The organism is Nitrospira sp. M1, assembly GCF_965152605.1.
On sequence record NZ_OZ224217.1, the window covers coordinates 106,024 to 127,500 of the forward strand.

At 46.2% G+C, this 21,477-nt stretch carries 19 protein-coding genes (1 of these 19 only partly in view); 11 read left to right on the forward strand and 8 right to left on the reverse strand.

Annotated features, from left to right (window positions below; translation table 11 throughout):
- Positions 1 to 14 precede the first annotated feature (14 nt).
- Complete coding sequence (locus tag ACWHX8_RS00530) at positions 15 to 950, reverse strand: transposase (protein WP_447970025.1); 936 nt, start codon at positions 948 to 950, stop codon at positions 15 to 17.
- A gap of 96 nt (positions 951 to 1,046) precedes the next feature.
- Positions 1,047 to 1,298 carry a hypothetical protein gene (locus tag ACWHX8_RS00535; RefSeq protein WP_447970026.1) on the reverse strand — a complete coding sequence of 84 codons (252 nt, stop codon included), beginning with the start codon at positions 1,296 to 1,298 and terminating at the stop codon, positions 1,047 to 1,049.
- Between the two features lie 461 nt (positions 1,299 to 1,759).
- Between ACWHX8_RS00535 and ACWHX8_RS00540 the strand changes: the two genes are divergently transcribed.
- A protein-coding gene (locus ACWHX8_RS00540; RefSeq protein WP_447970027.1) for an IS3 family transposase occupies positions 1,760 to 2,886 on the forward strand; the annotation gives its coding sequence in 2 pieces (ribosomal slippage) (positions 1,760 to 2,015 and positions 2,015 to 2,886; 1,128 coding nt in all).
- 370 nt (positions 2,887 to 3,256) lie between these two features.
- On the opposite strand, the gene ACWHX8_RS00545 is transcribed toward ACWHX8_RS00540, so the two are convergent.
- The 4 genes from ACWHX8_RS00545 to ACWHX8_RS00560 all read right to left on the reverse strand — a co-directional run bounded on the left by ACWHX8_RS00545 (position 3,257) and on the right by ACWHX8_RS00560 (position 10,492).
- Positions 3,257 to 3,643, reverse strand: a complete 387-nt coding sequence (locus ACWHX8_RS00545; protein ID WP_447970028.1) for a hypothetical protein — start codon at positions 3,641 to 3,643, stop codon at positions 3,257 to 3,259.
- Positions 3,644 to 3,834: 191 nt separating this feature from the next.
- Complete coding sequence (locus ACWHX8_RS00550; protein WP_447970029.1) at positions 3,835 to 6,393, reverse strand: two-partner secretion domain-containing protein; 2,559 nt, start codon at positions 6,391 to 6,393, stop codon at positions 3,835 to 3,837.
- Between the two features lie 637 nt (positions 6,394 to 7,030).
- Complete coding sequence (locus ACWHX8_RS00555; protein ID WP_447970030.1) at positions 7,031 to 10,063, reverse strand: two-partner secretion domain-containing protein; 3,033 nt, start codon at positions 10,061 to 10,063, stop codon at positions 7,031 to 7,033.
- A gap of 108 nt (positions 10,064 to 10,171) precedes the next feature.
- Positions 10,172 to 10,492 (reverse strand): hypothetical protein, encoded by a 321-nt coding sequence (locus ACWHX8_RS00560; RefSeq protein WP_447970031.1) that lies wholly within the window; start codon positions 10,490 to 10,492, stop codon positions 10,172 to 10,174.
- A gap of 208 nt (positions 10,493 to 10,700) precedes the next feature.
- On the opposite strand from ACWHX8_RS00560, the gene ACWHX8_RS00565 reads away from it, so the two are divergent.
- The 7 genes from ACWHX8_RS00565 to ACWHX8_RS00595 all read left to right on the forward strand — a co-directional run bounded on the left by ACWHX8_RS00565 (position 10,701) and on the right by ACWHX8_RS00595 (position 16,808).
- Positions 10,701 to 10,832, forward strand: coding sequence for a hypothetical protein (locus ACWHX8_RS00565; RefSeq protein ID WP_447970032.1), 132 nt, complete (start codon positions 10,701 to 10,703; stop codon positions 10,830 to 10,832).
- 337 nt (positions 10,833 to 11,169) lie between these two features.
- Entirely contained in the window at positions 11,170 to 11,367 is a 198-nt protein-coding gene (locus ACWHX8_RS00570; RefSeq protein WP_447970033.1) for a hypothetical protein, read from the forward strand.
- Positions 11,367 to 11,741 (forward strand): type II toxin-antitoxin system VapC family toxin, encoded by a 375-nt coding sequence (locus ACWHX8_RS00575; RefSeq protein ID WP_447970034.1) that lies wholly within the window; start codon positions 11,367 to 11,369, stop codon positions 11,739 to 11,741. The genes ACWHX8_RS00570 and ACWHX8_RS00575 overlap by 1 nt, the downstream gene beginning before the upstream one ends.
- A 134-nt stretch (positions 11,742 to 11,875) precedes the next feature.
- Entirely contained in the window at positions 11,876 to 12,796 is a 921-nt protein-coding gene (locus ACWHX8_RS00580) for a P-loop NTPase (RefSeq protein ID WP_447970035.1), read from the forward strand.
- Positions 12,797 to 12,843: 47 nt separating this feature from the next.
- Positions 12,844 to 13,614, forward strand: coding sequence for a PCP reductase family protein (locus ACWHX8_RS00585; RefSeq protein ID WP_447970036.1), 771 nt, complete (start codon positions 12,844 to 12,846; stop codon positions 13,612 to 13,614).
- Positions 13,615 to 14,292: 678 nt separating this feature from the next.
- Entirely contained in the window at positions 14,293 to 15,453 is a 1,161-nt protein-coding gene (locus ACWHX8_RS00590) for an ATP-binding protein (protein WP_447970037.1), read from the forward strand.
- A 1,139-nt stretch (positions 15,454 to 16,592) separates the two neighbouring features.
- Positions 16,593 to 16,808 (forward strand): type II toxin-antitoxin system HicB family antitoxin, encoded by a 216-nt coding sequence (locus ACWHX8_RS00595; protein WP_447970038.1) that lies wholly within the window; start codon positions 16,593 to 16,595, stop codon positions 16,806 to 16,808.
- Positions 16,809 to 17,083: 275 nt separating this feature from the next.
- Here ACWHX8_RS00595 and ACWHX8_RS00600 read toward each other — a convergent pair whose 3' ends face one another.
- Positions 17,084 to 17,722, reverse strand: a complete 639-nt coding sequence (locus ACWHX8_RS00600; protein WP_447970039.1) for a Maf family protein — start codon at positions 17,720 to 17,722, stop codon at positions 17,084 to 17,086.
- A 13-nt stretch (positions 17,723 to 17,735) separates the two neighbouring features.
- The gene (locus ACWHX8_RS00605; protein ID WP_447970040.1) at positions 17,736 to 18,884 is read right to left on the reverse strand and encodes a tRNA dihydrouridine synthase; all 1,149 of its coding nucleotides are present in this window, start codon (positions 18,882 to 18,884) and stop codon (positions 17,736 to 17,738) included.
- Positions 18,885 to 19,266: 382 nt separating this feature from the next.
- On the opposite strand from ACWHX8_RS00605, the gene ACWHX8_RS00610 reads away from it, so the two are divergent.
- The 3 genes from ACWHX8_RS00610 to ACWHX8_RS00620 all read left to right on the forward strand — a co-directional run.
- Positions 19,267 to 20,376, forward strand: coding sequence for an LOG family protein (locus ACWHX8_RS00610; protein ID WP_447970041.1), 1,110 nt, complete (start codon positions 19,267 to 19,269; stop codon positions 20,374 to 20,376).
- A 106-nt stretch (positions 20,377 to 20,482) separates the two neighbouring features.
- Positions 20,483 to 21,355, forward strand: a complete 873-nt coding sequence (locus tag ACWHX8_RS00615; protein WP_447970042.1) for a DHHA1 domain-containing protein — start codon at positions 20,483 to 20,485, stop codon at positions 21,353 to 21,355.
- Positions 21,356 to 21,383: 28 nt separating this feature from the next.
- On the forward strand, positions 21,384 to 21,477 hold the start of the coding sequence (locus ACWHX8_RS00620) for a rhomboid family intramembrane serine protease (RefSeq protein ID WP_447970043.1). Its footprint extends 608 nt past the window's final position; 94 of the gene's 702 nt are visible here — the first part of the coding sequence; it begins with the start codon at positions 21,384 to 21,386; its stop codon lies beyond the right edge, outside the window.

Sequence of the window (21,477 nt, forward strand, 5' to 3'; positions counted from 1 at the left end):
ACATGAATATTGCTTTAATGAGTCAATAGAGAGCGAAGCCGTTTTTCCCAGGAAGGTCGACGTTGGGTGAGATATCCGCTGTGGAGGCGGCTGATCATCGAAGGGTCACGGTTGAGATGCCGGGCAATGGTTTGAACCGTTAATCTGCTCCACTCTCGAGTCGCAAAGACTAAGAACGCACGTGCCTCGGTTCGATCACGGTAGCGCCCTTGTTCGACTAACTCGGTGGCTGTCTTCCCGGTCACGGTAGCGACGGCAGACAAGAGCCGAGTGAAAGAGATTTTCAGCTTTCGTAAAGGAATTGCGTTGCGTTCCTTGCTCTTTTTCGCTATCTCCTCGAGAAAACGATCGTCACCTAAAAATCGCTGATCGACTGTCTCATAAAACTCCACTTGATGGCCCATTGTCAGCCCGTCTCGCATAAAATCGCGATAGGCTTTGCGTGCGGGTCCGCGTCGTCTGTGAAAGTGCTCTAGGACGCTGTCGGTATCGACCTGAATAGGAGATGTCTGCCCGAGGTATGCGCCATGACTACTCCAGCGGTACCGCCACGGATCCATCGGCTTTCTCAGCCTGGCGGGGTTAAGATGCAGATAGCGGACAAGTTCTAGGAGGTAGGCATCGCGATCGCAGAGAATGGCCTGATACCGTCCCTGAAATAAATGGCCAGCTTTTCGATATCGACGGTTGTAGTACTGGGTATAGGTAAACTGCAATGTCTGCATCGTGCGGGACAAAGGAATCTCACTGCTTTGCACGAGCAAGTGGACATGATTTGCCATCAGCACATAGGCATAGCACGTGAGGCGATCCCGCTGTTGGTAACGTTGAAAGCGAGATAGGTATTCCTTGTAGTCGTCTGCGTGATGAAACAACGTCGTACGACGATTACCTCGTGCAATGACATGATAGACCGCCCCTTCGAACTCCACGCGTGGTTTTCGTGCCATGGGAGAAATTGTATGGAATCCTTGCCATAAAGTCAATTCACATGCCTGACCCCTATTTGAAATTTCAAACAGAACCGTGTCGACGATGATCATCGTTTATGTTTTCGCTTGATGGCGTCTTGTACCCCTTGACGTGTTTGCGTAGAGGGAGCTTTCGAATATCCACCAGGCCCGATACAATTTCTGATAGACGTCATACGGTGATTGGAGTGGCTGATCCGAGATGGCATCTCGAAGAGCCAAGATTCCATTTTTGAACGTGTCAGATATCGAGAGTCCTGTTTTAGGAACAACTTCTTGAAGAACTTTTTCAGCTTTGTCATCAAGTCGCATGGTGCGAGTTGCCATTGATCCTCCTTAAAATTATTAAGTGTATTACAAGTAGTAATACACTATTTTGCACTGTCAATCCTATTACGCCATTGCTCGATGCGATCATTCAGTCGACCGATATTGTACGTGAAAATGGGGTCGACACGAAAATAGAGTTAAACCTGTCTACTATAAAGTGTTGGAAATCAGTGCAGAGTACCGTATTTTGCTGCTGTGTAGCACAGAAATATTTTAAAAATAATGGAATTCCTAGTTAGGAGAGTATTAGCCAAATGGTTATTAATAAATATTAATGCCTGACCCTAACTGACTCAGCAGACATAGCACGTGAGGCGATTGCGCTGTTGATATCGCTGGAGGCGAGTGAGGTATTCTTTGTAGTTGTCAGAGGTGGTCCCAAGAAACTGAACAAGTCGATAAGTGGATACGCTCTGCAAAAGGTGGCATGATACTGCCACCCAAGAAAGGAGCGGATCATGAGCCGACGACCTCGACGGAACCATTCTCCAGCCTTTAAATCGAAAGTGGCGCTGGCCGCCATCAAGGGCGAGCAGACGGTGGCGGAACTCGCTCAACGCTTCGATGTCCACCCGAATCAAATCACGCAATGGAAGACCGTACTTCTGGATCGCGCCGCGGGCGTCTTTGAGGGCGGAGAGCTGGCTCAAACCCCCGTTGATGTGAAAAGCCTTCATGCAAAAATTGGGGAATTGACGTTGGAAAATGATTTCTTAGAAACTGCGCTCACCAAGGCGGGCGTGCTGAGCGCAAGACGATGGTCGACCGCACACACCAATTGGCAGTCACGAAACAAGCTAAGGCGTTGGACGTGAGTCGCGGCTGCCTCTATTATCGAGCCAAGCCGGTCACCGAGGAGGATCAGTTCCTCATGAACCGTATTGATCAGTTGCATCTAGAGCTCCCGTTTGCTGGGGCACGAATGCTCCGAAATCTCTTGCGACAGGAACGTGTCACCGTGGGTCGAAAACATGTGGGTACACTCATGAAGCGCATGGGCGTGGAAGCGCTGTATCGTCGGCCGCGGACCACACAGCGTCACCCGGCACACAAAGTGTATCCGTATTTACTACGAGACCTAGCGGTTACTCGTGCGAATCAGGTGTGGGCCATGGAGGGGACCTCTATTCCAATGGCCAAGGGTTTTGTCTATTTGGTGGCTGTGGTGGATTGGGCTACGCGCCGAGTCCTGGCCTGGCGATTGTCGATCACCATGGACGTCCAGTTCTGTCTCGACGCCGTTGAGGATGCCCTCAGCCGGTATGCCCCTCCCGACATCATGAATACGGATCAAGGCAGTCAGTTTACGAGTCACGCATTTACCGAGCTCATCAAGGCGCAAGGGATTCGCCTCAGTATGGATGGGCGAGGGGCTTGGCGTGATAACATCTTCGTCGAACGGTTGTGGCGAAGCGTGAAATATGAAGAAGTGTACTTACAAGCTTATGACTCAGTTTCAGCGGCGCGAGTGGGACTCGCTCGCTATTTCCAGTTTTATAACAGTCGGCGGCCTCATTCGGGACTGACCGGCCAGACGCCGGATCATGTGTCCTTTCATGAACAGCCGCACCCGCAAGCGGTCTAACTCAACCTGGAGTAATCTACTTATCGAAGGGCATCCAGTTGTTCAAAAAAACGGGACCACCTCTGTCCGCATGGTTAAACAACGTGGTGCAGCGATTGCCCCGTGCAATCACATGATAGAGCGCCCCTTCGAACTCCACGCGTGGTTTTCGTGTGCCATGCGGGAAACTTTAAGGGTATCTGGCTAGAAAATAAATTCACATGCCTGACCCTACTACTTTCTGCATCCGCCTTATGTACCTGACCATCGAATGGTGAATGTTCGCGATTTACTCCGTGGTCCAGGATCAAAGTGCTTGATCAAGTGAGTCTGTTTTATGCTGCTTAATCGGTTCTTTCGTATCTAGTTATTCTAGACTATCTCTCTTTATCTAGGGCATTTTACACTTATCCCAGACTCTGGTATATCCAGAAAAGGTTAACTTTATGTATATTCCGGTGAATGATCTCAAGCCTTTCATAATTCCAGGCGAAACTTTTAATTTCATATCGGTTGGAAGGGCAGTTGATTCAATTGGAATATGGTATCCATTTGGCAGTACAACAGCTATAACAAAACTCTCGAATTCGTTGGAATTCGGTGGTGGAACATCTTCCCATTCTACAGTGGGGAGTGAAAAGCCACATACAGTTGTATTATTTACTTTTTGTTTTTTTAGTTTATAGTCTCCATAAGAAAGCTCTGCGGAAAATAGTAGAATGCTAGAAAGCCCAAGGACAGCAACTAATAGTTGATTCAGGGGAACTTTATGTTCCATGATAACCCTCCCTCTGTAGTGGAATGAACATATAGACTCACGAAAATGATAGTAACTCCCTACTCATAAGCATTTTCTATCAGATGAGTATAATTAGCGCTGAATGATTTCGTTTAATGTGAGGTCCTACTGTGTTAGGTCGAGTATGTGACTCACAACTTCGAAACCTTTTGTTCCGGCGTCCAGTTTCCTTAAAAAGAGCAGTTGATTTTATAAGACGTATGACGTTCAATCGTTGGATGGAACAAACGCCGTTTGAATAATTTTTCTTTGTTCAGAGCTAGTCGAATTTTCTCGGATCTAAGGGATGGTGCATACAGTGGGCTTGTTAGAAAGGATCTAGCTGTTTGTGAAATCCCATCTCGTTCTTTTTTAACAAAACTACTAAACTTTCCACCTTTCTGTGCAGCACAACTTGCCGTGAATAATCCAGAGACTTTTAGAATCTCTTCTGGCAATGGTGCGATCGTCTCACCAAGGTTTTGGATTGGGGCTCTTATATCTACAGTTCCACTTCCGCCAAATCTAGATGACGTATCTATGCTACTAAACGGGTCAATCAAGACTGCTGAATCGGCTACAAAAGTAACATCACCACCATTCCCTGAAATGGCACTAGTATTTATGGAGCTGTTCTGTACGATGATAAACTGTGGATCCAAGGTAATGCTTCCAGCGGCTCCTGAACCTATATTAACTTTGGTTGCAATCTGACTATTCACAATTTCAATGAAATTAGTTGTATTAAATGTGATGTTCCCTCCTAAAGAATTTTCGGCCTCCGTAGTAATTCTAGAGCCTTTGAGATGAATGCTACTTCCAGCGTCGAGTTTAATGTTACCGGCATTCCCAGCATCATTGCTTAGTGATGAGAGAGTCGATCCATCAGTTACTTCTATTTTCTCGTAGGCATCAAGTTTGATTTCTCCACCTCGGCCTTTTCCGATAGTGCCTGAGTTGATCTGAGTGGTATTGCCTGAAATCAAGATGGATTTAGCTTTGACTGTTACTGACCCTCCGGTCCCGGATCCTCCAGTGCTAGTGTCTACACGTGCGCCATCAATCAAAACAAAATCACCTGTATCTATTTCAATTACTCCGGCTTGGCCTTGTGACAGTTGTGCGCTTTGAGTCAGGATTCGGCTAGGGATCACACTAGACTCATCACTAACTTCTCCAGAAATAGTGAAACTTTCTTCTGCATTTATGAAGATATTTCCTGCGTTTCCATTATCTCTTGTGACGCTTTGTATGGTGCCTCCATCAAGAAGTGTGAAGCGCTGAGTCTTTACGGAAACATCACCACCATTTCCTTGTCCTAACGTATTGGAGTCCAATGCCGAAGTATCGGAAATAAGGACTTCTTCGATAGCTTCGATCGTAATATTGCCAGCATTAGACTCGTCTAAAGTACTTGATGCAATGGTTGAACCTTCCGTTACGGAAATAGAATTACCCTCTAAGATTATTGAAGGACCCTGATCACCATCTTTGCCAGTACTGCTTGCTAAAATTTCACTATTTTGAATCATCAAAGTAGAAGCTTTGAAAGCTATGCCATTCTCAGATTGAGTAGATACATTGGAGTTTTCTAGGAACCCCGATGTAGAAACCCTGGTCTCATTTATAGAAAGAGTTTCACCTGCGCTAATGGAAGTGAGCCCAATTTCTCCTGAACCTTCTGATTGTGACAGAACTTGTGATTTTCGGACAGTCACGGTTTCTGTCATGTCTATTGTGACATCAGCAGTCTTCCGGTTGGGAGCAGAGTCACCCACTGATATGACAGTGTCATTCATAGTTAGCTGACCACCCCTAATGACCACTAATGGTTGGTTCTTTTCGAAGTCTGTAAGGCTTCCCCCAGAATCGCTGGAACTGAAAGTGTTCAAGGCTGCGCTTTTAATCGTGATTGAGCCACCTGCTTGTCCCGAAGTAATTTCTCTAGAAGTCAAAGAAGGTACGCTTGTACTATTCTGTTCATTCTCAAGGCTGATAATTAGTATTTGTCCCTGTGAAGATTTAAGGGTGTCTGGAGGAGGGAAGCCAGGAAAAATTGGTGGAGCTCCGGTGATACTGATGTCTCCACCCACCAAAGCAATGGTCTTCCCTTGAGGAACTGCAAGGGAACTTCCTTCAACTACGATTGAGCCCGATTGGTTATTCCCCAAGAATCCAAACTTTTCAGGTGGGGAAGTGGTCAGTAAGGTGTCTATTTTTTTATCATTAACGGCGTTAAAGAATTCTCCATCTTCTAGCTCAATATTGTTTGCAGTGGTTGCGTAAAATGAACCTTTTACGTCCAGAGATGCTTTTTCGCCAAAAATGATTCCGTTGGGATTCATGAGATAGAGGTCAGCGCCCGCAATTTCAGAGGCGAGGGTGCCATCGATATTGGAAATGTCATTGCCGGTCACGCGGCTGAGAATGTTTTGGATCGAATTAGGTCCGGTAAATGTCACACTTCCGTCAGTCGGAACATTAAACCGACCAAAGCTATGAAAAAGATTGCTTCCTCTGACAAGACCCATTTCACGCGTCACCGTGATGTCTTGACCGGACAACGCTTGGGCACCTGAATTGTTTCCGCTTCCTGTTAGACCTTGTAGAGATCCATCAATGGTGACTGGCGGGGGAGTTTGGGAGAAGCTGTAATTCGGAATCATGTTGAAGATGGTCCAAATTCCTACTGACAAAAGAAGTTTCAAAAAAGGCTCTTGGCAACAATGAAAAACGTGATTTCGTGCCATGGCTCCTTCCCTTCTTGACAGTATTTCGAATTACAGAAGCATTTCCATGGCTGCTTGCTAGATACAGCAAGGCCGATGCCATGAGGATAAATGTCGTAATTGCAAGAATGTTTATCTAATATTGTTAAAAACTTTGATCCATATAATTATTGGTGCAACTTCTTTGAGCTGTATCCTTTTGGATAACATGTGTATCTTTCTAGATACGTCAGGCATTTAGTTCTCTGGTATTTAGAATAATCCAACTCTAATGACTAAATTCCTCTTCGACGGTATCTTTTAACTCAAATCCATAAATGCTTCGTTGTCTTTCAAATTTTCCTTCCTTAAAAATTCGACCCTTATCTCTGATGGTGTGTACAAACAAAAAAGCACAATGACATGGACTTTCCTTTCGACTGAAAGGAGTCATGCGATTGCGCTTTGAATTTTCGGCCATAGGTTTTACCCCTCAACGGCCTGTATGTGGTGACGGATTGAATGAAACTATAGGATTTAAGGCGTAGGCTGTCAAACGTAAGCGAAGACACGGAGGCAATGTCATGTCAGGTATGATGAAGGAATCTTAGGTCGCTTCACACGAGCAAAAAATTAGAATGTAGATTATTAGAGTAGAACGACAATTTGGAAAAATTACTTAGGAGGGGAATGCTGGAGCTGATGAGCACCCTTGGGGAAGGTCCAATGTCTTGGCAGTAGTGAAAAATTTCCACTCAGTCTCATTTATTATTTTGTTAAAGCCCAACGGTGAAATCGTTGTTGTAGTACCTTCAGGACCAGAGGTCGAAAACGCCAATGGACTCGGCAAGAAACTGCTTGGTGCTGGAGTGAGGCCTCTTTCGTTTGTAAAGCTACTAAACGTGCCACCTTTCTGCGCCGCACAGCGCGCCGCGAACAAGGCTGAGATTTTTAATATCCCTTCAGGCAATGGGGCAATGGTTTCACCAAGATTTTGGATGGGCGCCCGGATATCCACTGTCCCACTACCACCGAATTGTGATGACGTATCAATCGTGCTAAACGGATCAATGAGAATCGCCGAGTCTGCGACAAACGTGACATCTCCTCCGGTCCCAACATTCGCACTGGTATCAATCAAACTGTTCTGCACCACTATAAAATGAGGGTCAACCAGAATGCTGCCAGCCGAGGCTGATCCTTCTTGCACACGGCTTGTAATTTCGCTATCCGTGATTTGAATCAAATTTTCGGCTTTAATATTAATTTGTCCACCAAGGCCATTTTCAGCCTTGGTGTTCACAAATGCTTGGTTGACGAGTATTGCATCACCGGCTTCCAGGTTAACCGTACCTGCGGGGCCAGCGGCAAAATTTTCTGTTGACACAATTGCGGCATTTTCGATCACAATCCTCTGTCTAGCTGACAGCATGACATCTCCAGACCTATCGATGCCACCAAAATTGGCACTGGCGATTGCTGATCGTCTTATCTGGCTATTCTCATTGATATCACGTAGGGCTATATTCTCGGCACTTATTGTAATGATTCCGCCTTCCGTAGCGCCATTGGTATTCGCACCGATTTGAGAGCCATTAGTGAGGGATAATGTCGTAGCCAAATCAATTGAAATATTCCCAGCTTTGAGAGAATGCATTTCCTCTCCTGGGGGCCCTTCTCTGAATGTACTAATTAATCCTTTATCTAGCATCGTAAGTGAGTTGGCGACGATGTCGATGTTTCCAGCAGGTTCGACGTTCCCAGGGTTTTCGGTGGATGCTGATAGACCGGTAAAGTCCGGGGATTTGGCAAAATTAGTAGCATTTCTATTTCCTGTAATCGTGATGTCATTGACCTGAAGAGAAAGGTTGCCGGAAGCGCCAGTTGATGTCGAAAGTGCTTGAATGAAAGCGCCCGTTCGCATATACAGATTGCCAGTAAGATTTATGATGGCACTTCCTGCGGGACCTTGCCCGAAGGTTGAAGCTTGAAGGCTTGCCTTGTTCTCCAGAGTAAGATTATTGGCTGCGATAAGTAGTTGACCGCCCGATCCACTTTCGAATGTGTTTGTGAACACACCTCTGAATATATTGGGGTTATTAAATATCCTTGGATCTGTTGAGCCAGAGATTAGAACATCTCCATTTGCCACTATATCAATGTTCCCCGCGTTCCCATTCGAAAATGTTGGAGTAGAAATTTCAGCATTGAGGATTTCGAGATAATTAGTTGTCAGGCGAATGTTTCCGACGTTGCCTGTTGGGACACCTCTTGGAAGAAATTCGTCTGCATCACTCGAAATTCCCGTGAAATTGGAGGAGTCACCTCCGAGCAGGAAAATGCGATTAGCATTGACTTCGATGTCCCCTGCATTCCCCAAAGCTTCTGTATTCGTAAAAACCAGACCACCATTTTCTATGATGAGGTCTCGAGAGGTCTTGAGAAGAATGTCTCCTGAGTCGGAAGTTCCTTCGGTGAGTGCCAGAAAAAACCCAGAGTCATGAAGAGTTAATGAATTTGCGTCAATTGAAATGTCCCCGCTTGGGCCTCCCATTGATTCGACTTTCACGCTGGAATCGAGCGCACTGCCATTGCCGATATCGACGTCTGCTGCGGTTATCGTGATACCCCCTGATCCGATACCAGGTGATGCGTCAGTTAGTACATTACTTTTTAGAACGGAATTATTATCCAGCAAAACTTTGTTTGTTGCGTTGATAGAGATTCCGTTCTTTATCGTGATGGCAGTTCCTATTTCAGACTGCCCTGTGGTATTTGCGACAACTAATGTTCTATCAAGAGTCAAATTTCCTCCACGTATAAAAACGCTCCCTCCTCGCACACCATTTGTCTGTACTGTCGTATTGGTTAGAGAGATGGTTCCCAACTCTGGAGTCGCTTCTTGACTATCTTGTGGTTGAGCAAGTTTGATCTCACCTGCAGAAGAGTTACTTAGGAGATAAATTTGTCCGTTTGGGGCAGTGAGTTGTCCTCCGGTTACTTCAATATCGCCGCCAGTCACAGACAGAGTCTTCTCTGCTGATACGCCAAGGGAGCTCGCATCGATGTGAATTGATCCAGGGTTTGTTCCCAAGAATCCAAAGGCTGATGGCGGCGCGCTCGTCAAAATGTCGGAAGCGGGATTTCTCGCACTATACAGTCCTGAGTTTTGGCCATTTCCCAGACGGAGAAAGTCAGCCGTGCTGACATAAAAGGATCCCTTGATATTCAAATGAGCGTCAGGACCAAATACAATACCGTTTGGGTTGAGGAAAAACAGATTGGCCGTAGAGTCGGATTGAATCGTCCCGAAGAGATTTGATGGGTTTCCCCCAGTCACTCGGCTCAATACATTCTCAATCCCACCTGGATTGAGAAAATTTGCCGTGTCGCTCGAAGCAAGATGGAAATCGCTAAAACTGTGAAATAGATTTGGTCCTAATTTCGTGCCTTCAGTAATAGCATATGCCCCATTGACTGGACGAACTGTGGTCGCAGTCGGCAAGGTCGAATCAGGTGTAATGATGGTTGTGATTTGGGCTTGTGTAATCGATGTGATGAGTAGAGAGGAGATCAGGTAACTGATTAAGCAGACATGAACAAATGAACATGAGATGATTTTTCGCGATGAGGCAGACACCTGCCTTCTCCAAAAAGACCGGTTGACCCGAGTGGCCAACCGGTCTTTTGGAGATATCGTATTGATGAGCATGAGAGCCACCTCTCATAATGAGCATCGTGGCGCACATAGCACGGACGCTCAAGATCATTCTTCACAATGAAGATAGTGGCTCACTATATACAAACATCCATACACAGTCTAGGCATGTGGTAAGAAGACTTTTACAATGGAATGTGCATGCCCATCTTTAGCAGAAGCTGTGACTCTCACGAAATCGCGATCGACCTTAGGTTCACCGACCAATGCTGTTGCATTATCAGTCCTATAGGTAAGCCTGTTTCCTGTATCGGCAACATGGACCTCAATCTCGCACTCGCCTTTTGTTCCAGGATCTGTCGGCCAGGAAAGTTTGGTCAATCTTCCCACTACCTCACGAAACCCACAGGCAAGATTCCATTCAACTGGCATCTCCATTGGATAGCCACCACCACCAGAACCACTTCCACCACCACCAGGCATAGCGTACCTCGCTTTTAAGAAAGTAAATAAAGAGATTAATTGTGAAACATCTAACAACTCAACGGATGGGCCCATCCGTAATGCTATCTTGATATAAAGCAATCTCCATGCTGTTATTGGGAACCCCCCAAAACCCCAAAGTATTCTCGTATAAGGCACAGGGGAGACTAATAGAATCTGTGAGCATGTATCTTTTTGGATAACCAATATGCCTAATTGGATAATTCTCAAAGTACAGTTAGAGTTGATGATTTGGTGGGATGTGTTTGTGAGGTCAACGGCTATTCTATCGGTCAAGCCAATTGGACTGTCCTTACGAGTTATGCTTGCCTCGATTTAGTAATTGATCGAACGCTAAAAGAAAGAGAGATAAACCGTGTTTGGGAGATTCCACCTGGTGTGTGTTCACGGAAGACCGTAGAGTTGATTTCATGAGACAACGGAGCAGTTTCTTATTGAGCTGACGGCTCTCTTTTCTCTGAGCCCGCTGTAAGTCATAGGATTTTTGTAGGTTCATCTTAGAACGCAGGATATTACGTTATCTTCCAAGCCTGAGTGTTCCCAATATTCAATGTGACTGGTAGGTCAATCTTGTGATACCATGACATACTATGGTAGTTAGTATGGTATAAGATGCCATAACGCCAGCCTTTGTCCCTTATCAAGGAGTGTGTCGTGTGAAGACGAAAAAACTTACCCTTGAAGTGCCCCAAGAATTGTTGGACCGAGCGACTGAGGCAACAGGCAAAGGGATCACCCCAACCGTTCGAAAAGGCTTAGAGCTGGTGGCTGCAAGCGGGGCCTATGCCAAGCTTCGCTCACTTAAAGGAAAAGTGAAGTTCAGCATACCCCTCTCTGACCTGCGAGAAGACTAATGCTGTGTATTGACACGAGTTCCATGATCGCATTTTTAGAAGGAGAAGATGGAAACGATGTAGAGTTAATCGATCAGGCGTTGGCAGACCAGGTCGCGGTGTTTACCCCTGTCACAGTGACTGAACTATTGAGCGATCCCGAGTTATCCGCATCAAATCGCAATACCATCTTAGGGATTCCAGTTTTACCAATACTTAATGGCTTCTGGGAACGAGCAGGTATGTTACGAGCAAAGGTGTTGAAGCGTGGGAGAAAGGCGAAGCTTGCTGATACCCTGATTGCCCAATCGTGTTTAGATCACCAAGCCATCTTAGTGGCTCGCGATCGAGATTTTCAAGTCTTCAAAACACTCGCGGGGCTAAAATTGTTGTAACCCGGAAAATTGGAGATAGCAACTGTCTTGAATGTCAATTTGTCTGTTTGACCCTACAAAAAATGCTGTGGTAACGTGATTCGTTGGGCTCGTTGTATTTACTTTATTTAACTGATTTTTCAGGGAATTTTCTTATGGCATCAGAACAAAATCTCAGGGCGATTTTAGATAAACTGGACTACACGGACGATGCGCGGGTGGTTGAGCAGATTGCGGCGCAAACGCAGGTTGTGAAGGCTCGATTAAAAGGGATTCGCAATAAAGTGGTGGTCATGAGCGGCAAAGGCGGCGTCGGGAAGAGTATGACGACTGTCAATCTGGCGCTTGCCTTGGCTCGGAGTGGGCAGCGTGTTGGTCTTGTAGATGTAGACTTAAACGGGCCGTGCGTTCCGCAAATGTTGGGCATTCGAGATGCAGTTCTCACCTATGGGCCTGAAGGGGCATTTCCTCCTGTTGGTCCCCTTGGCATCAAAGTCGCGTCGATGGACTTTTTGATCAATACCAATGCTCCCGTTCGCTGGAAAGGGCCGATGGATTTAAGTCCGGTCTGGCTAGGAATGACGGAAATGAATGTCATTCGCGAGTTTCTCTCCGATATTGTGTGGGGAGAGCTCGACTATTTGTTAGCCGATCTTCCCCCAGGAGCTGCAGCCGATAAGCCTCCACTATTATCTGGGTTGATTTCTGATCTTGCTGGTGCTGTGGTGGTGACCACCCCATCGGAAGTGGCCTCTAATGTTGTTCAAAAGTCCATTGCGTATGCGCAGGAAGTGGGTATTGAGGTTCTCGGGGTGATTGAAAATATGAGCGAATATCGCTGTCCGTCCTGTGGAGAAGAAAACCCACTATTCGAAGGTGATACAGAGACGATGTGCGACGCATTGGATCTTCCTCTATTAGGACGCATTCCATTTGATCGTACCTTTGCAAAGACATTTGATAAAGGCAATCCGCTGCTTGATGAGTCCTATCCGACGATTCAAAAATTTCAGGAGATTGCGAAGAAGGTTCAGACTCTTTTAGACTATAAAAATGTGTTAGCTAACAATTCGTAAAATGTTTCCCCGCGTAATGTTTGGCGGGGTGATGTGAGAGGAAACTTATGAAATTTGTCTGCTTAAATTGTGAAACGTATATGGGGTTTGAGAAGGTTGAAAAACCAGCAGAAGGGTCGCTTGGCGTGTTTTTTTCTTGTCCGTCGTGTGACGCCAAGTTCTCGATGGTGACGAATCCAGGTGAGACGCAAATGGTGAGTTCACTGGGTGTGCAACTTGGGGGACGGACGGTTGCCCCCTCTCCTTTAGAAATGACACGTGGTGGGTTAAAAGATGAGGCAGGTGCGGGTGCGGGTCAAATGGCCGCCTATCTGAATGAGAAAATTCAAGCAGGCGAATCCCCTACTCCTACAGCAGCAGCACCAGCCGCAATGTCTGGCGCGCCTGGACAGGCCGGCGAAACGACAGAAGGTGGATGTCCCTTTTCGGCCATGGTCGCTCAAATGGGACTTGGCTCGTCAGGTGCAACTGGAACGTCAGCACCAGCTGGCCCAGCACTGACTTGGACGGCTGACGCACAAGAGCGGTTAGACAAACTTCCGTCGTTTGTGGCGCCAATGGTCCGCAGTAGCGTAGAAGCCTATGCGCGAAAAAATGGATTTGAGAAAATCACCCTCCAAGTCATGGACGATTCCAAGAATTCTACAGATGGGATGGAATGGTCGCCCGAAGCGAAAGAACGCCTGAACAACATCCCTGACTTCATTCAGCCAATGGCCAAAAAAGAAATCGAACGCTTAGCGAAGGAGCAAGGCGCGACGTCGATCTCAGCAGAACTTATGGAAGCGGCCAAAGAGAAATTCATGAAGTTTATGTAGCTATAGCGAATCAAAATATGCTCCAGTTACCTACGTGATGATCTCAGCGCTGTTCGTAGGGCAACCCAGAGAAAATTCTTCCAAACGGCTATAGCAAACAAAGCGAATCAAAATACATCTCTCTAAAAAGCGGCTCTTACAAAAAGAGCCGCTTTTTTTGTGATCTCATTCTCTATAGCGAAACCAAATAACTTCCACCCGAATGTACATCATGTCCACAGCGCAACAACACACGTCGTACAGACGGAAGTAAATTGGAACGGCTATAGCTCTTATTTGTCATTTCCGAGAAGTCGGAATCTAGTTTATTGCTATATTTCAGGAATTTACGGAATACTATAGCAAATCCAATTAAGTTCCAGCTGAGGTCGATCAACTATAGCGAATCTCAATTCGATCCAGTTAATGCCAAAAGACTTTCAATGCGGTGTCAAAACCTTCAAGGGTTCGGAAGTTCAGTGAATCGGCTATAGCCCCGCGCGATTCAACGTGAACATGAGGGAGGTTATGCCCGCCTGGATGACCTACAGACGATTGACGCTTCACGAACGAAGGGGCAATCAGTATACAGTTGTTTGACATGTAACGGATTCGGCATAACTGAAACGGCTGTAGCTATTTCTATAAAAGTGTATTATGCTACGAAATTATATTATAAATTCGTAGCATAATACGAAAATGAAGATTCTTGCCAGATTGCTCACGATAGATCTCCCATCTCGACAATCCGCATTTTTGTGGGGACCGAGAAAGACGGGAAAGTCGACATATTTAAAATCCAAGTTTCCCGACAGTGTGGTTTTTGATTTTCTTCAGACGGATCTATTTGTGGAATTCTCTAAACGTCCCGCGCTTCTCCGTGAACGGCTTCTGGCTATGGATAAGGCCATGCTTCGGAAACCAATCATTCTCGATGAGGTTCAAAAGGTCCCACAGATTCTGGATGAAGTACATGGGCTCATTGAGAGTAAAGGTTGGAAATTTATCTTATGCGGATCCAGTGCTCGAAAGTTGAAACGTGGACAGGCGAATCTCTTAGGCGGTCGGGCATGGCGGTACGAGATGTTTCCCTTGATTACGCCAGAAATCGATACATTCGACTTGCTGCGCGCGTTGAATCATGGGCTGATCCCCGATCATTACCTACAGGCCAATGCCCACAAGTCCTTGCGAGCGTATGTTCAGGATTATCTCAAGGAAGAAGTGTTTGCCGAAGGCCTCACACGTAATATTCCTGCCTTTTCTCGGTTCTTTGATGCCATGGGATACAGTCATGGTGAGATGACGAATTTTTCAAACATCGCGCGGGACTGTGGTGTTGATTCGAAAACGGTTAAGGAGTATTACCAAATTTTAGTTGACACGCTAATGGGTAGCCTACTGCCACCTTTTCGCCGTCGCCAGAATCGTCAAGTCATTACGAAAGCGTCAAAATTCTATCTGTTTGATGTCGGAGTGGCCGGAAACATTGTCAAACGTCGCGTACGCGAAGAACGTGGGGAAGCTTTTGGAAAGGCGTTTGAGCATTTCATCTTGATGGAGCTTACGGCTCATCGGTCTTATCATGACTTGGAGTATCCCATTCAATTCTGGCGAACCAGCACTGGGTTAGAAGTCGATTTCATTTTAGGAGACGGCGAGATCGCCATCGAAGTGAAAGGAACCAATCGTGTGGATTCCAGAGAGTTACGACCTCTCCTCACATTCATTGACGAATATCATCCACGGCAGGCAATTATCGTATGCAATGAACCTGCCGAACGAGTCATCGAGTCGATTCGCATTAAACCGTGGCGTGTGTTTCTTGAGGAGCTTTGGGAAGGCAAGGTCATGGCGTAATCAATCTGAATTGTTTGTAAGGTGAATGTCTTGCCCGTGGCCACGACAAGAGTAAGGGGAAGGAAGGTGGCGGATTAGAACTTATGGAAGCGGCTAAAGAGAAATTCATGAAATTTATGTAGCTATAGCGAATCAAAATATGCTCCAGTTACCTACGTGATGATTCCAGCGCTGTTCGTAGGGCAACGTAAGGAAGGTTATACCCGCTTGGCTGACCTTCCTACGATTGATGGGGGCAATGACGTAGAGAGAAATCAGTCTTCGTTTCTTAAACAAAAAATCGATTCGGTATAACTCAAACGGCTATAGCCAACATAGCGAATCAAAATATGCTCCAGTTACCCACGTGATGATCTCAGCGCTGCTCGTAGGGCAACGTGAGGAAGGTACTACCCGCTTGGCGGTCCTTCCTGCAATTGATGGGCGCAATGACGTAGGGGAAATAAGTCTTCAGTCCATAGCCATGAAATTGATTCGGTATAATTGAAACGGCGATAGAAACCCAATATATCTATTTAAAAGGCGGTCCTTGAAAAGGGCCGCCTTTTTTATTCCATTATCTCTAGGCGTAATTGTCATTTTCACGAAAGTGGGATCAAGTCTTTTTGTATTCTAGAAATCTGTGGGATTCTGCCATTCTCGGGGTCGAGGTCCTTTTGTTGCAGCCTCGTGTCAGTAACGAAGTTACTTGAAATTTCCCTTTATCCACAAGGGTAACTCAAAATTTACGAGTAAATAGTCTAATTAGGGTCAGGCATGAAATTTGATAAAGTATGAAGCTCATGAAGGCTTGTTTTTTAGATTTTTTTATTTATCATCGTAATTCCCCGCAGGATACTGCAGGGCTACTGAATTTAAGGAAGGAGTTTGAGAAGCCGTGGTTTCTCAGGTAGATAATTTTTCCATTGAATTACCAGCTGCTTGCGAATGGATTATCTACTCAAAATTCATGTCTGACCCTGAAGTTGAAGCGTAACATATTTTGTCAGCTGCTTGCTGGTATTGTTTTGCATTTATGAGTTGAATCCAAGAAAGGGGTTTATGGTTATGGGTCGAAAATAAATTGACAGGAGATCAAAGTATTCTTTACTTTTCATACATATTCTTATCATACATTCATACTTTATATGGGGAACACAATGTACAACGAATTTACCGCAATCTTTGAACAGGTTGACGAGTGGTTTATTGCGTACTGTCCAGAAATTCCAGGTGCGAACGGGCAAGGCAAAACACAGGACGATGCGCGAGCCAGTCTTGCTGAAGCCATTACCGTGATCTTAGATAACCGTCGGGAAGTTGCACTGCGTGGAACGCCGCCAGAGGCCATTAGAGACAAGGTGACCATTGGGTGAGAGAAGTATTAGCGTGTATATTCCCATTGTATTCGGTTTCCGCTTTACTGAATCGCCGTTATGAACAGAATTTTCGGTGAAGGCTGTTTGAGTTTCTGGCACGATGCTGTCTATGGGATCAACTACATGATAGGTGTTCTCCTACAGATATGAGACAGGCTGATTGTCTATATGATTGACAGGTGTCCAATCAAGTTCCTGAGCCATCTTGGGTCGGAACGGCGGTGAAGAGATCCAAAATAAAAAGGTCTTGTTGTACGGGGGCGAAACCCCGTTTAACTAAACTCCTTCCAATTCGCATATGGTTTTGATCGATACAGCTCTTCAACCGAAATAGGGAAAACGATTCCCTGCTGCTCTAGTAACTTGGCGGTTTTCCAGAGGGGTAGCCCAACGATGGCGGGATAATCACCTTCAATGTTTTCTATAAGTTTTGCTCCTTCGCCTTGGATTGAATAGGCGCCGGCTTTTCCTAAACTTTCCTGTGTGCTTAGATACTGATTCAGTTCGGTATCGGTAAAATCCTTGATCCACACGCGTGCGGTTTCGACAAAGCTTATGGAAAGACTTGTCGATTGTTGAAGTAGTGCTACTCCGGTATGGACGTGGTGTACCTGTCCGCGTAGTTGGCGGAGCATGTTCTCAGCATCTTGTAGATTGTCTGGCTTCCCGAGCAGTGTTTTCTCGATCTCAATGACCGTATCGCTTCCGAGAACCAAGTGTTGTGGATACAAGGCTGAGACGGATTGTGCCTTGTCTCGAGCAAATACGTTCGCTTGTTCGTTTGGTGAATACGCGTAGGATGGGATTTCTTCACATGTTGGAGCCACGATTGTAAATGCTATATCCAGCAATGTGAGCAATTCACGACGACGAGGTGATGTGGAGGCCAGGATAAGCGGGGCGGGTGTCATTGAATAAGACAGGTTAGGTAAGAGATTCGGCAGGGTGTGCAAGTGTAGGATTTGTCAGGTGTGTGGCTTGGTAGTCACGCAAGACTTGAGCGACATCGTGCACACTGCTGGTTCGTACCATGCTGGCTCGCATGGCAGCCGCATGTGGAAATCCTGAGCAATACCATCCTAAATGTTTGCGCATGCGCGGGAACCCTTCTTTGGGATTTCGTGTTTCATAGTAGGCCGCATGGTCTAAAATCATTTGGAATCGTGCCGGTAGATCAATGGTGTCCTGTGTGAGATCAAGTGAAGTTCCCAAATTCATCGCACGGCGAAGGTCCTGGATGCGGCGGAAAATCCAGGGGTTGCCGAGGGCGGCTCGACCGATCAAGATCCCATCAACTCCGTATGTGTTTATTGCGGTCAGTGCCTCTTCTAATGATTTGATATCGCCATTTCCTAGTATGAGAATGCCTTTTCCTCGCATCCGTTGCGCGGCGAGCCCGATAGCCTCCCAATCCGCCTGACCTCTGTACATTTGCTGTAACGTTCTCCCATGGATCGATATGGCCACAGGATTGCCTTGGGTCAAACATTCGCTCCATTCCTCAATGACCACCTCATCGTATCCTAATCGTGTTTTGACTGAGAGTGGAATTGGTGCTCGGTCGCAAAGCGGAGAAGGGTTCCAGCCGTTTTCGGTATTCATTTCGTGAATTTTTTCGACAATCATTGGCCGCACGCCAGCTTCTCGGAGTGATTGGCCATTGGCCCAATCGTTGATTCCTTGATGCGCAGCTTCCATAATTTTTATGGCCCGTTCAGGTGTTTTGATCAGCGCTGCTCCACTTCCTGATGCTGCCACGTTTTTTGATGGACAACCCATATTAATGTCCAGCCCATCAAACCCCATTTCACAGACAATGTGTGCCGCTTGATAAAACAATTCCGGGTCTTTTCCGTAAAGCTGGGCAAGAATAGGTCGTTCTTCTTGTGAATATTGGAAGGCCCCCCACCCGCCTTTACGGCTATGGCAAATTTCGCCAACGCTTGTAAATTCAGTAAACACAATATCTGGATGACCATTGGTTGCCACAATATGTCGAAATGTGGCGTCGGTCACGCCGTCCATGGGTGACAGGCCAATGATTGGTCGTGGAAGTCGTTGCCAAAAATTCATAACAAATGTCAGATTCTGAACATTGCCTGTTGTCTCGAAGGCACTTGAGTTGCTCTCACCTTTTGCCGAAAAGAAAGAGTCTCACCATATTGAGGAAAACCAACGTAACATGTAGGTAAACAAAGGGTTTTATGAGTGTACATGGTCTAGACTTTATAGTATCTCATGTAAAAAAGTCGTACAATATCTTATAGGTATTTGAATGAACGTCCTCAAAATAGGTGCATTGCTCATGGTTTTGTCATATAGACTCAAGCCTAAACAATTGAATGTGGCCCTTCCCCATATCGTCAATCCTGCTTTCTGCGCACTTTTCAGCGCGAGCGAGACACATCCGAGAGCGAGCGAGCTACCTTCTCGTCTTGCCTAACAGATACACATTATGAAACAGGAGAGTGAATTTATTCAAATGAATCATCAAAACTCAACACTTGTGTCATCACATTCTGCTCACGATGAAGATCTGCTTGAGAAAGTTGCGAATCTCTTGTCAGATTCTACAGGAGATCAGAAAGTCACGCTCCTGCGCGATATGATGAAAACGGTCCTGAAACTTCAAGAGCCTGAAGTTGATGTCCTTGATATTAAGATTCTTAATCGGGCCCTAAAGGAATTGCGATATGGCTTTAAAGTCTTTCATCCCTATCAGCGTGTCCGGAAGGTGAGTATCTACGGGTCTGCACGAACGCCCCAAGATGACCTCAATTTTCAATTGGCCTACCGCTTTGGTCGTTTACTCAGCGAGCGCGGCTTTATGGTCATTACCGGCGCCGGACCTGGGATCATGTGGGCAGGCCACGAAGGTGCTGGGAAAGAGCACAGTTTTGGGGTGAACATTATGTTGCCATTTGAGCAAGCTCCCAATTCACTTATTGCCGAAGACAAAAAACTGGTGAATCTCAAATATTTTTTCACACGGAAATTGTTGTTCGTCAAGGAATCACACGCCACCGTGTTGTTTCCCGGCGGGTTTGGCACTCTGGATGAGGGGTTTGAAGTCTTGACGTTGATTCAAACAGGCAAAACAGACCCCGTCCCTGTTGTGCTGCTTGAAACTGAAGAGAGCGGATATTGGGAGCGATGGTTAGAGTTTGTTCAAGAGCAATTGTTGCCTCGGGGTCTCATTAGTGAGACGGACTTACGGCTCTTTAAAGTTTTTCATCATGAAGCTGATGCGGTGGAGGAAATTGAGCAGTTCTACCGTAATTACCATTCCATTCGTTATGTTGGCGAAAAACTTGTCGTTCGTCTTCAGCATGCGCTTGACCCGGAAGAAATTGCTCAACTGAATGCTGAATTTCAGGATGTACTGGTGGCGGGCGAGTTTACTCAAACCGAAGCTCTTCCAGAAGAATATGATGATGCAGACGTTCGGAAACTTCCACGATTAGTCTTTCACTATAACCGCAAGGATGCTGGCCGACTTCGGCAAGTCATTGATCGGATCAATGCCTGTCGAGCGGTCACGAGCCCAGCCCCTCTTCCTTCTTAGGCCTTCCTGTTTCCTATTGCAAAAGTCCTGAATATGAGGGGATCGACCCCGATTTTCTTGTGCCGGATATCCATGGTATGTTGCTACATTGAAGGAGACAGACGTTATGAAAAATTTTGATCAAGCGGGTGATGCGCATGCCCCGGATATTGTGCTCTATCATGCTGAATGTACTGATGGGTTTGGAGCTGCATTGGCTGTGTGGAAGCGATTTCCTGAGGCGACATTTCTGCCGGTAAAGCATGGTGATCCGCCTCCAGAGAATCTGAATGATCGACATGTGCTCATGGTTGATTTCAGCTATGGCCGCGATGTCATCGAAGCCATGCACGAGAAGGCTGCGAGTTTATTTATTTTGGATCATCATGTGACGGCACAGGCTGCCCTGTCTGATTTGCCGTATGTATATTTTGACCTGGAAAAAAGTGGGGCGGTACTCGCGTGGGAGTGGATGCATGGAGCGCCTGTTCCATGGATAATGCAGTACATTCAAGACAAGGATCTCTGGCAGTGGCGTCTTACGGATAGTCGTGAGATCAATGCGGCACTTTCTTCGTATCCGTTTGAATTTTCAGTTTGGGACCAGCTTCGTCAAGATGTCTTGGAAGTTGAAGGGCGAGGGATTCTTCGTCATGAAAATGTCTTGATCGATAAGATGGTCTCAGAGGCGGTGATGGTGAACTTTGAAGGCGAAACCGTTCCGGCGGTTTACAGTCCTGTACTCACAAGCCAAATTGGTGAACGATTATCGAAAGACAATCCCTTCGGCATTATTTGGCATCAGCGCAATGGGCGCCGATACTTTAGCATGCGTTCCCGATCTGGAGGCGTTTCGGTGGCTGATATTGCTGCACGGTACGGTGGTGGTGGGCATACGCATGCCGCAGGTTTTTCAATTGCCCTTGATGCGGATGCACCTGATACATTAGACCCAATTCTCAAGCTGGAGTTGTGCGATATTTCTGCTAGCCAGTCATAGATGATCACGTTGTGTTGCTGGACGCTCAATGATTCCTCTTAAGGACGATAATCCCACTACGATTACCCCATATTTGACGGTTTCCTTCATCGTGGCCTGTGTTTTGGTGTTCCTCTATCAGG

Coding starts and splice junctions, on each gene's coding strand:
- ACWHX8_RS00530 (WP_447970025.1), bottom strand. CDS start 950: ATGGCACGAAAACCACGCGTGGAGTTCGAAGGGGCGGTCTATCATGTC.
- ACWHX8_RS00535 (WP_447970026.1), bottom strand. CDS start 1,298: ATGGCAACTCGCACCATGCGACTTGATGACAAAGCTGAAAAAGTTCTT.
- ACWHX8_RS00545 (WP_447970028.1), bottom strand. CDS start 3,643: ATGGAACATAAAGTTCCCCTGAATCAACTATTAGTTGCTGTCCTTGGG.
- ACWHX8_RS00550 (WP_447970029.1), bottom strand. CDS start 6,393: ATGGCACGAAATCACGTTTTTCATTGTTGCCAAGAGCCTTTTTTGAAA.
- ACWHX8_RS00555 (WP_447970030.1), bottom strand. CDS start 10,063: ATGCTCATCAATACGATATCTCCAAAAGACCGGTTGGCCACTCGGGTC.
- ACWHX8_RS00560 (WP_447970031.1), bottom strand. CDS start 10,492: ATGCCTGGTGGTGGTGGAAGTGGTTCTGGTGGTGGTGGCTATCCAATG.
- ACWHX8_RS00565 (WP_447970032.1), top strand. CDS start 10,701: ATGCCTAATTGGATAATTCTCAAAGTACAGTTAGAGTTGATGATTTGG.
- ACWHX8_RS00575 (WP_447970034.1), top strand. CDS start 11,367: ATGCTGTGTATTGACACGAGTTCCATGATCGCATTTTTAGAAGGAGAA.
- ACWHX8_RS00580 (WP_447970035.1), top strand. CDS start 11,876: ATGGCATCAGAACAAAATCTCAGGGCGATTTTAGATAAACTGGACTAC.
- ACWHX8_RS00585 (WP_447970036.1), top strand. CDS start 12,844: ATGAAATTTGTCTGCTTAAATTGTGAAACGTATATGGGGTTTGAGAAG.
- ACWHX8_RS00590 (WP_447970037.1), top strand. CDS start 14,293: ATGAAGATTCTTGCCAGATTGCTCACGATAGATCTCCCATCTCGACAA.
- ACWHX8_RS00595 (WP_447970038.1), top strand. CDS start 16,593: ATGTACAACGAATTTACCGCAATCTTTGAACAGGTTGACGAGTGGTTT.
- ACWHX8_RS00600 (WP_447970039.1), bottom strand. CDS start 17,722: ATGACACCCGCCCCGCTTATCCTGGCCTCCACATCACCTCGTCGTCGT.
- ACWHX8_RS00605 (WP_447970040.1), bottom strand. CDS start 18,884: ATGAATTTTTGGCAACGACTTCCACGACCAATCATTGGCCTGTCACCC.
- ACWHX8_RS00610 (WP_447970041.1), top strand. CDS start 19,267: ATGAAACAGGAGAGTGAATTTATTCAAATGAATCATCAAAACTCAACA.
- ACWHX8_RS00615 (WP_447970042.1), top strand. CDS start 20,483: ATGAAAAATTTTGATCAAGCGGGTGATGCGCATGCCCCGGATATTGTG.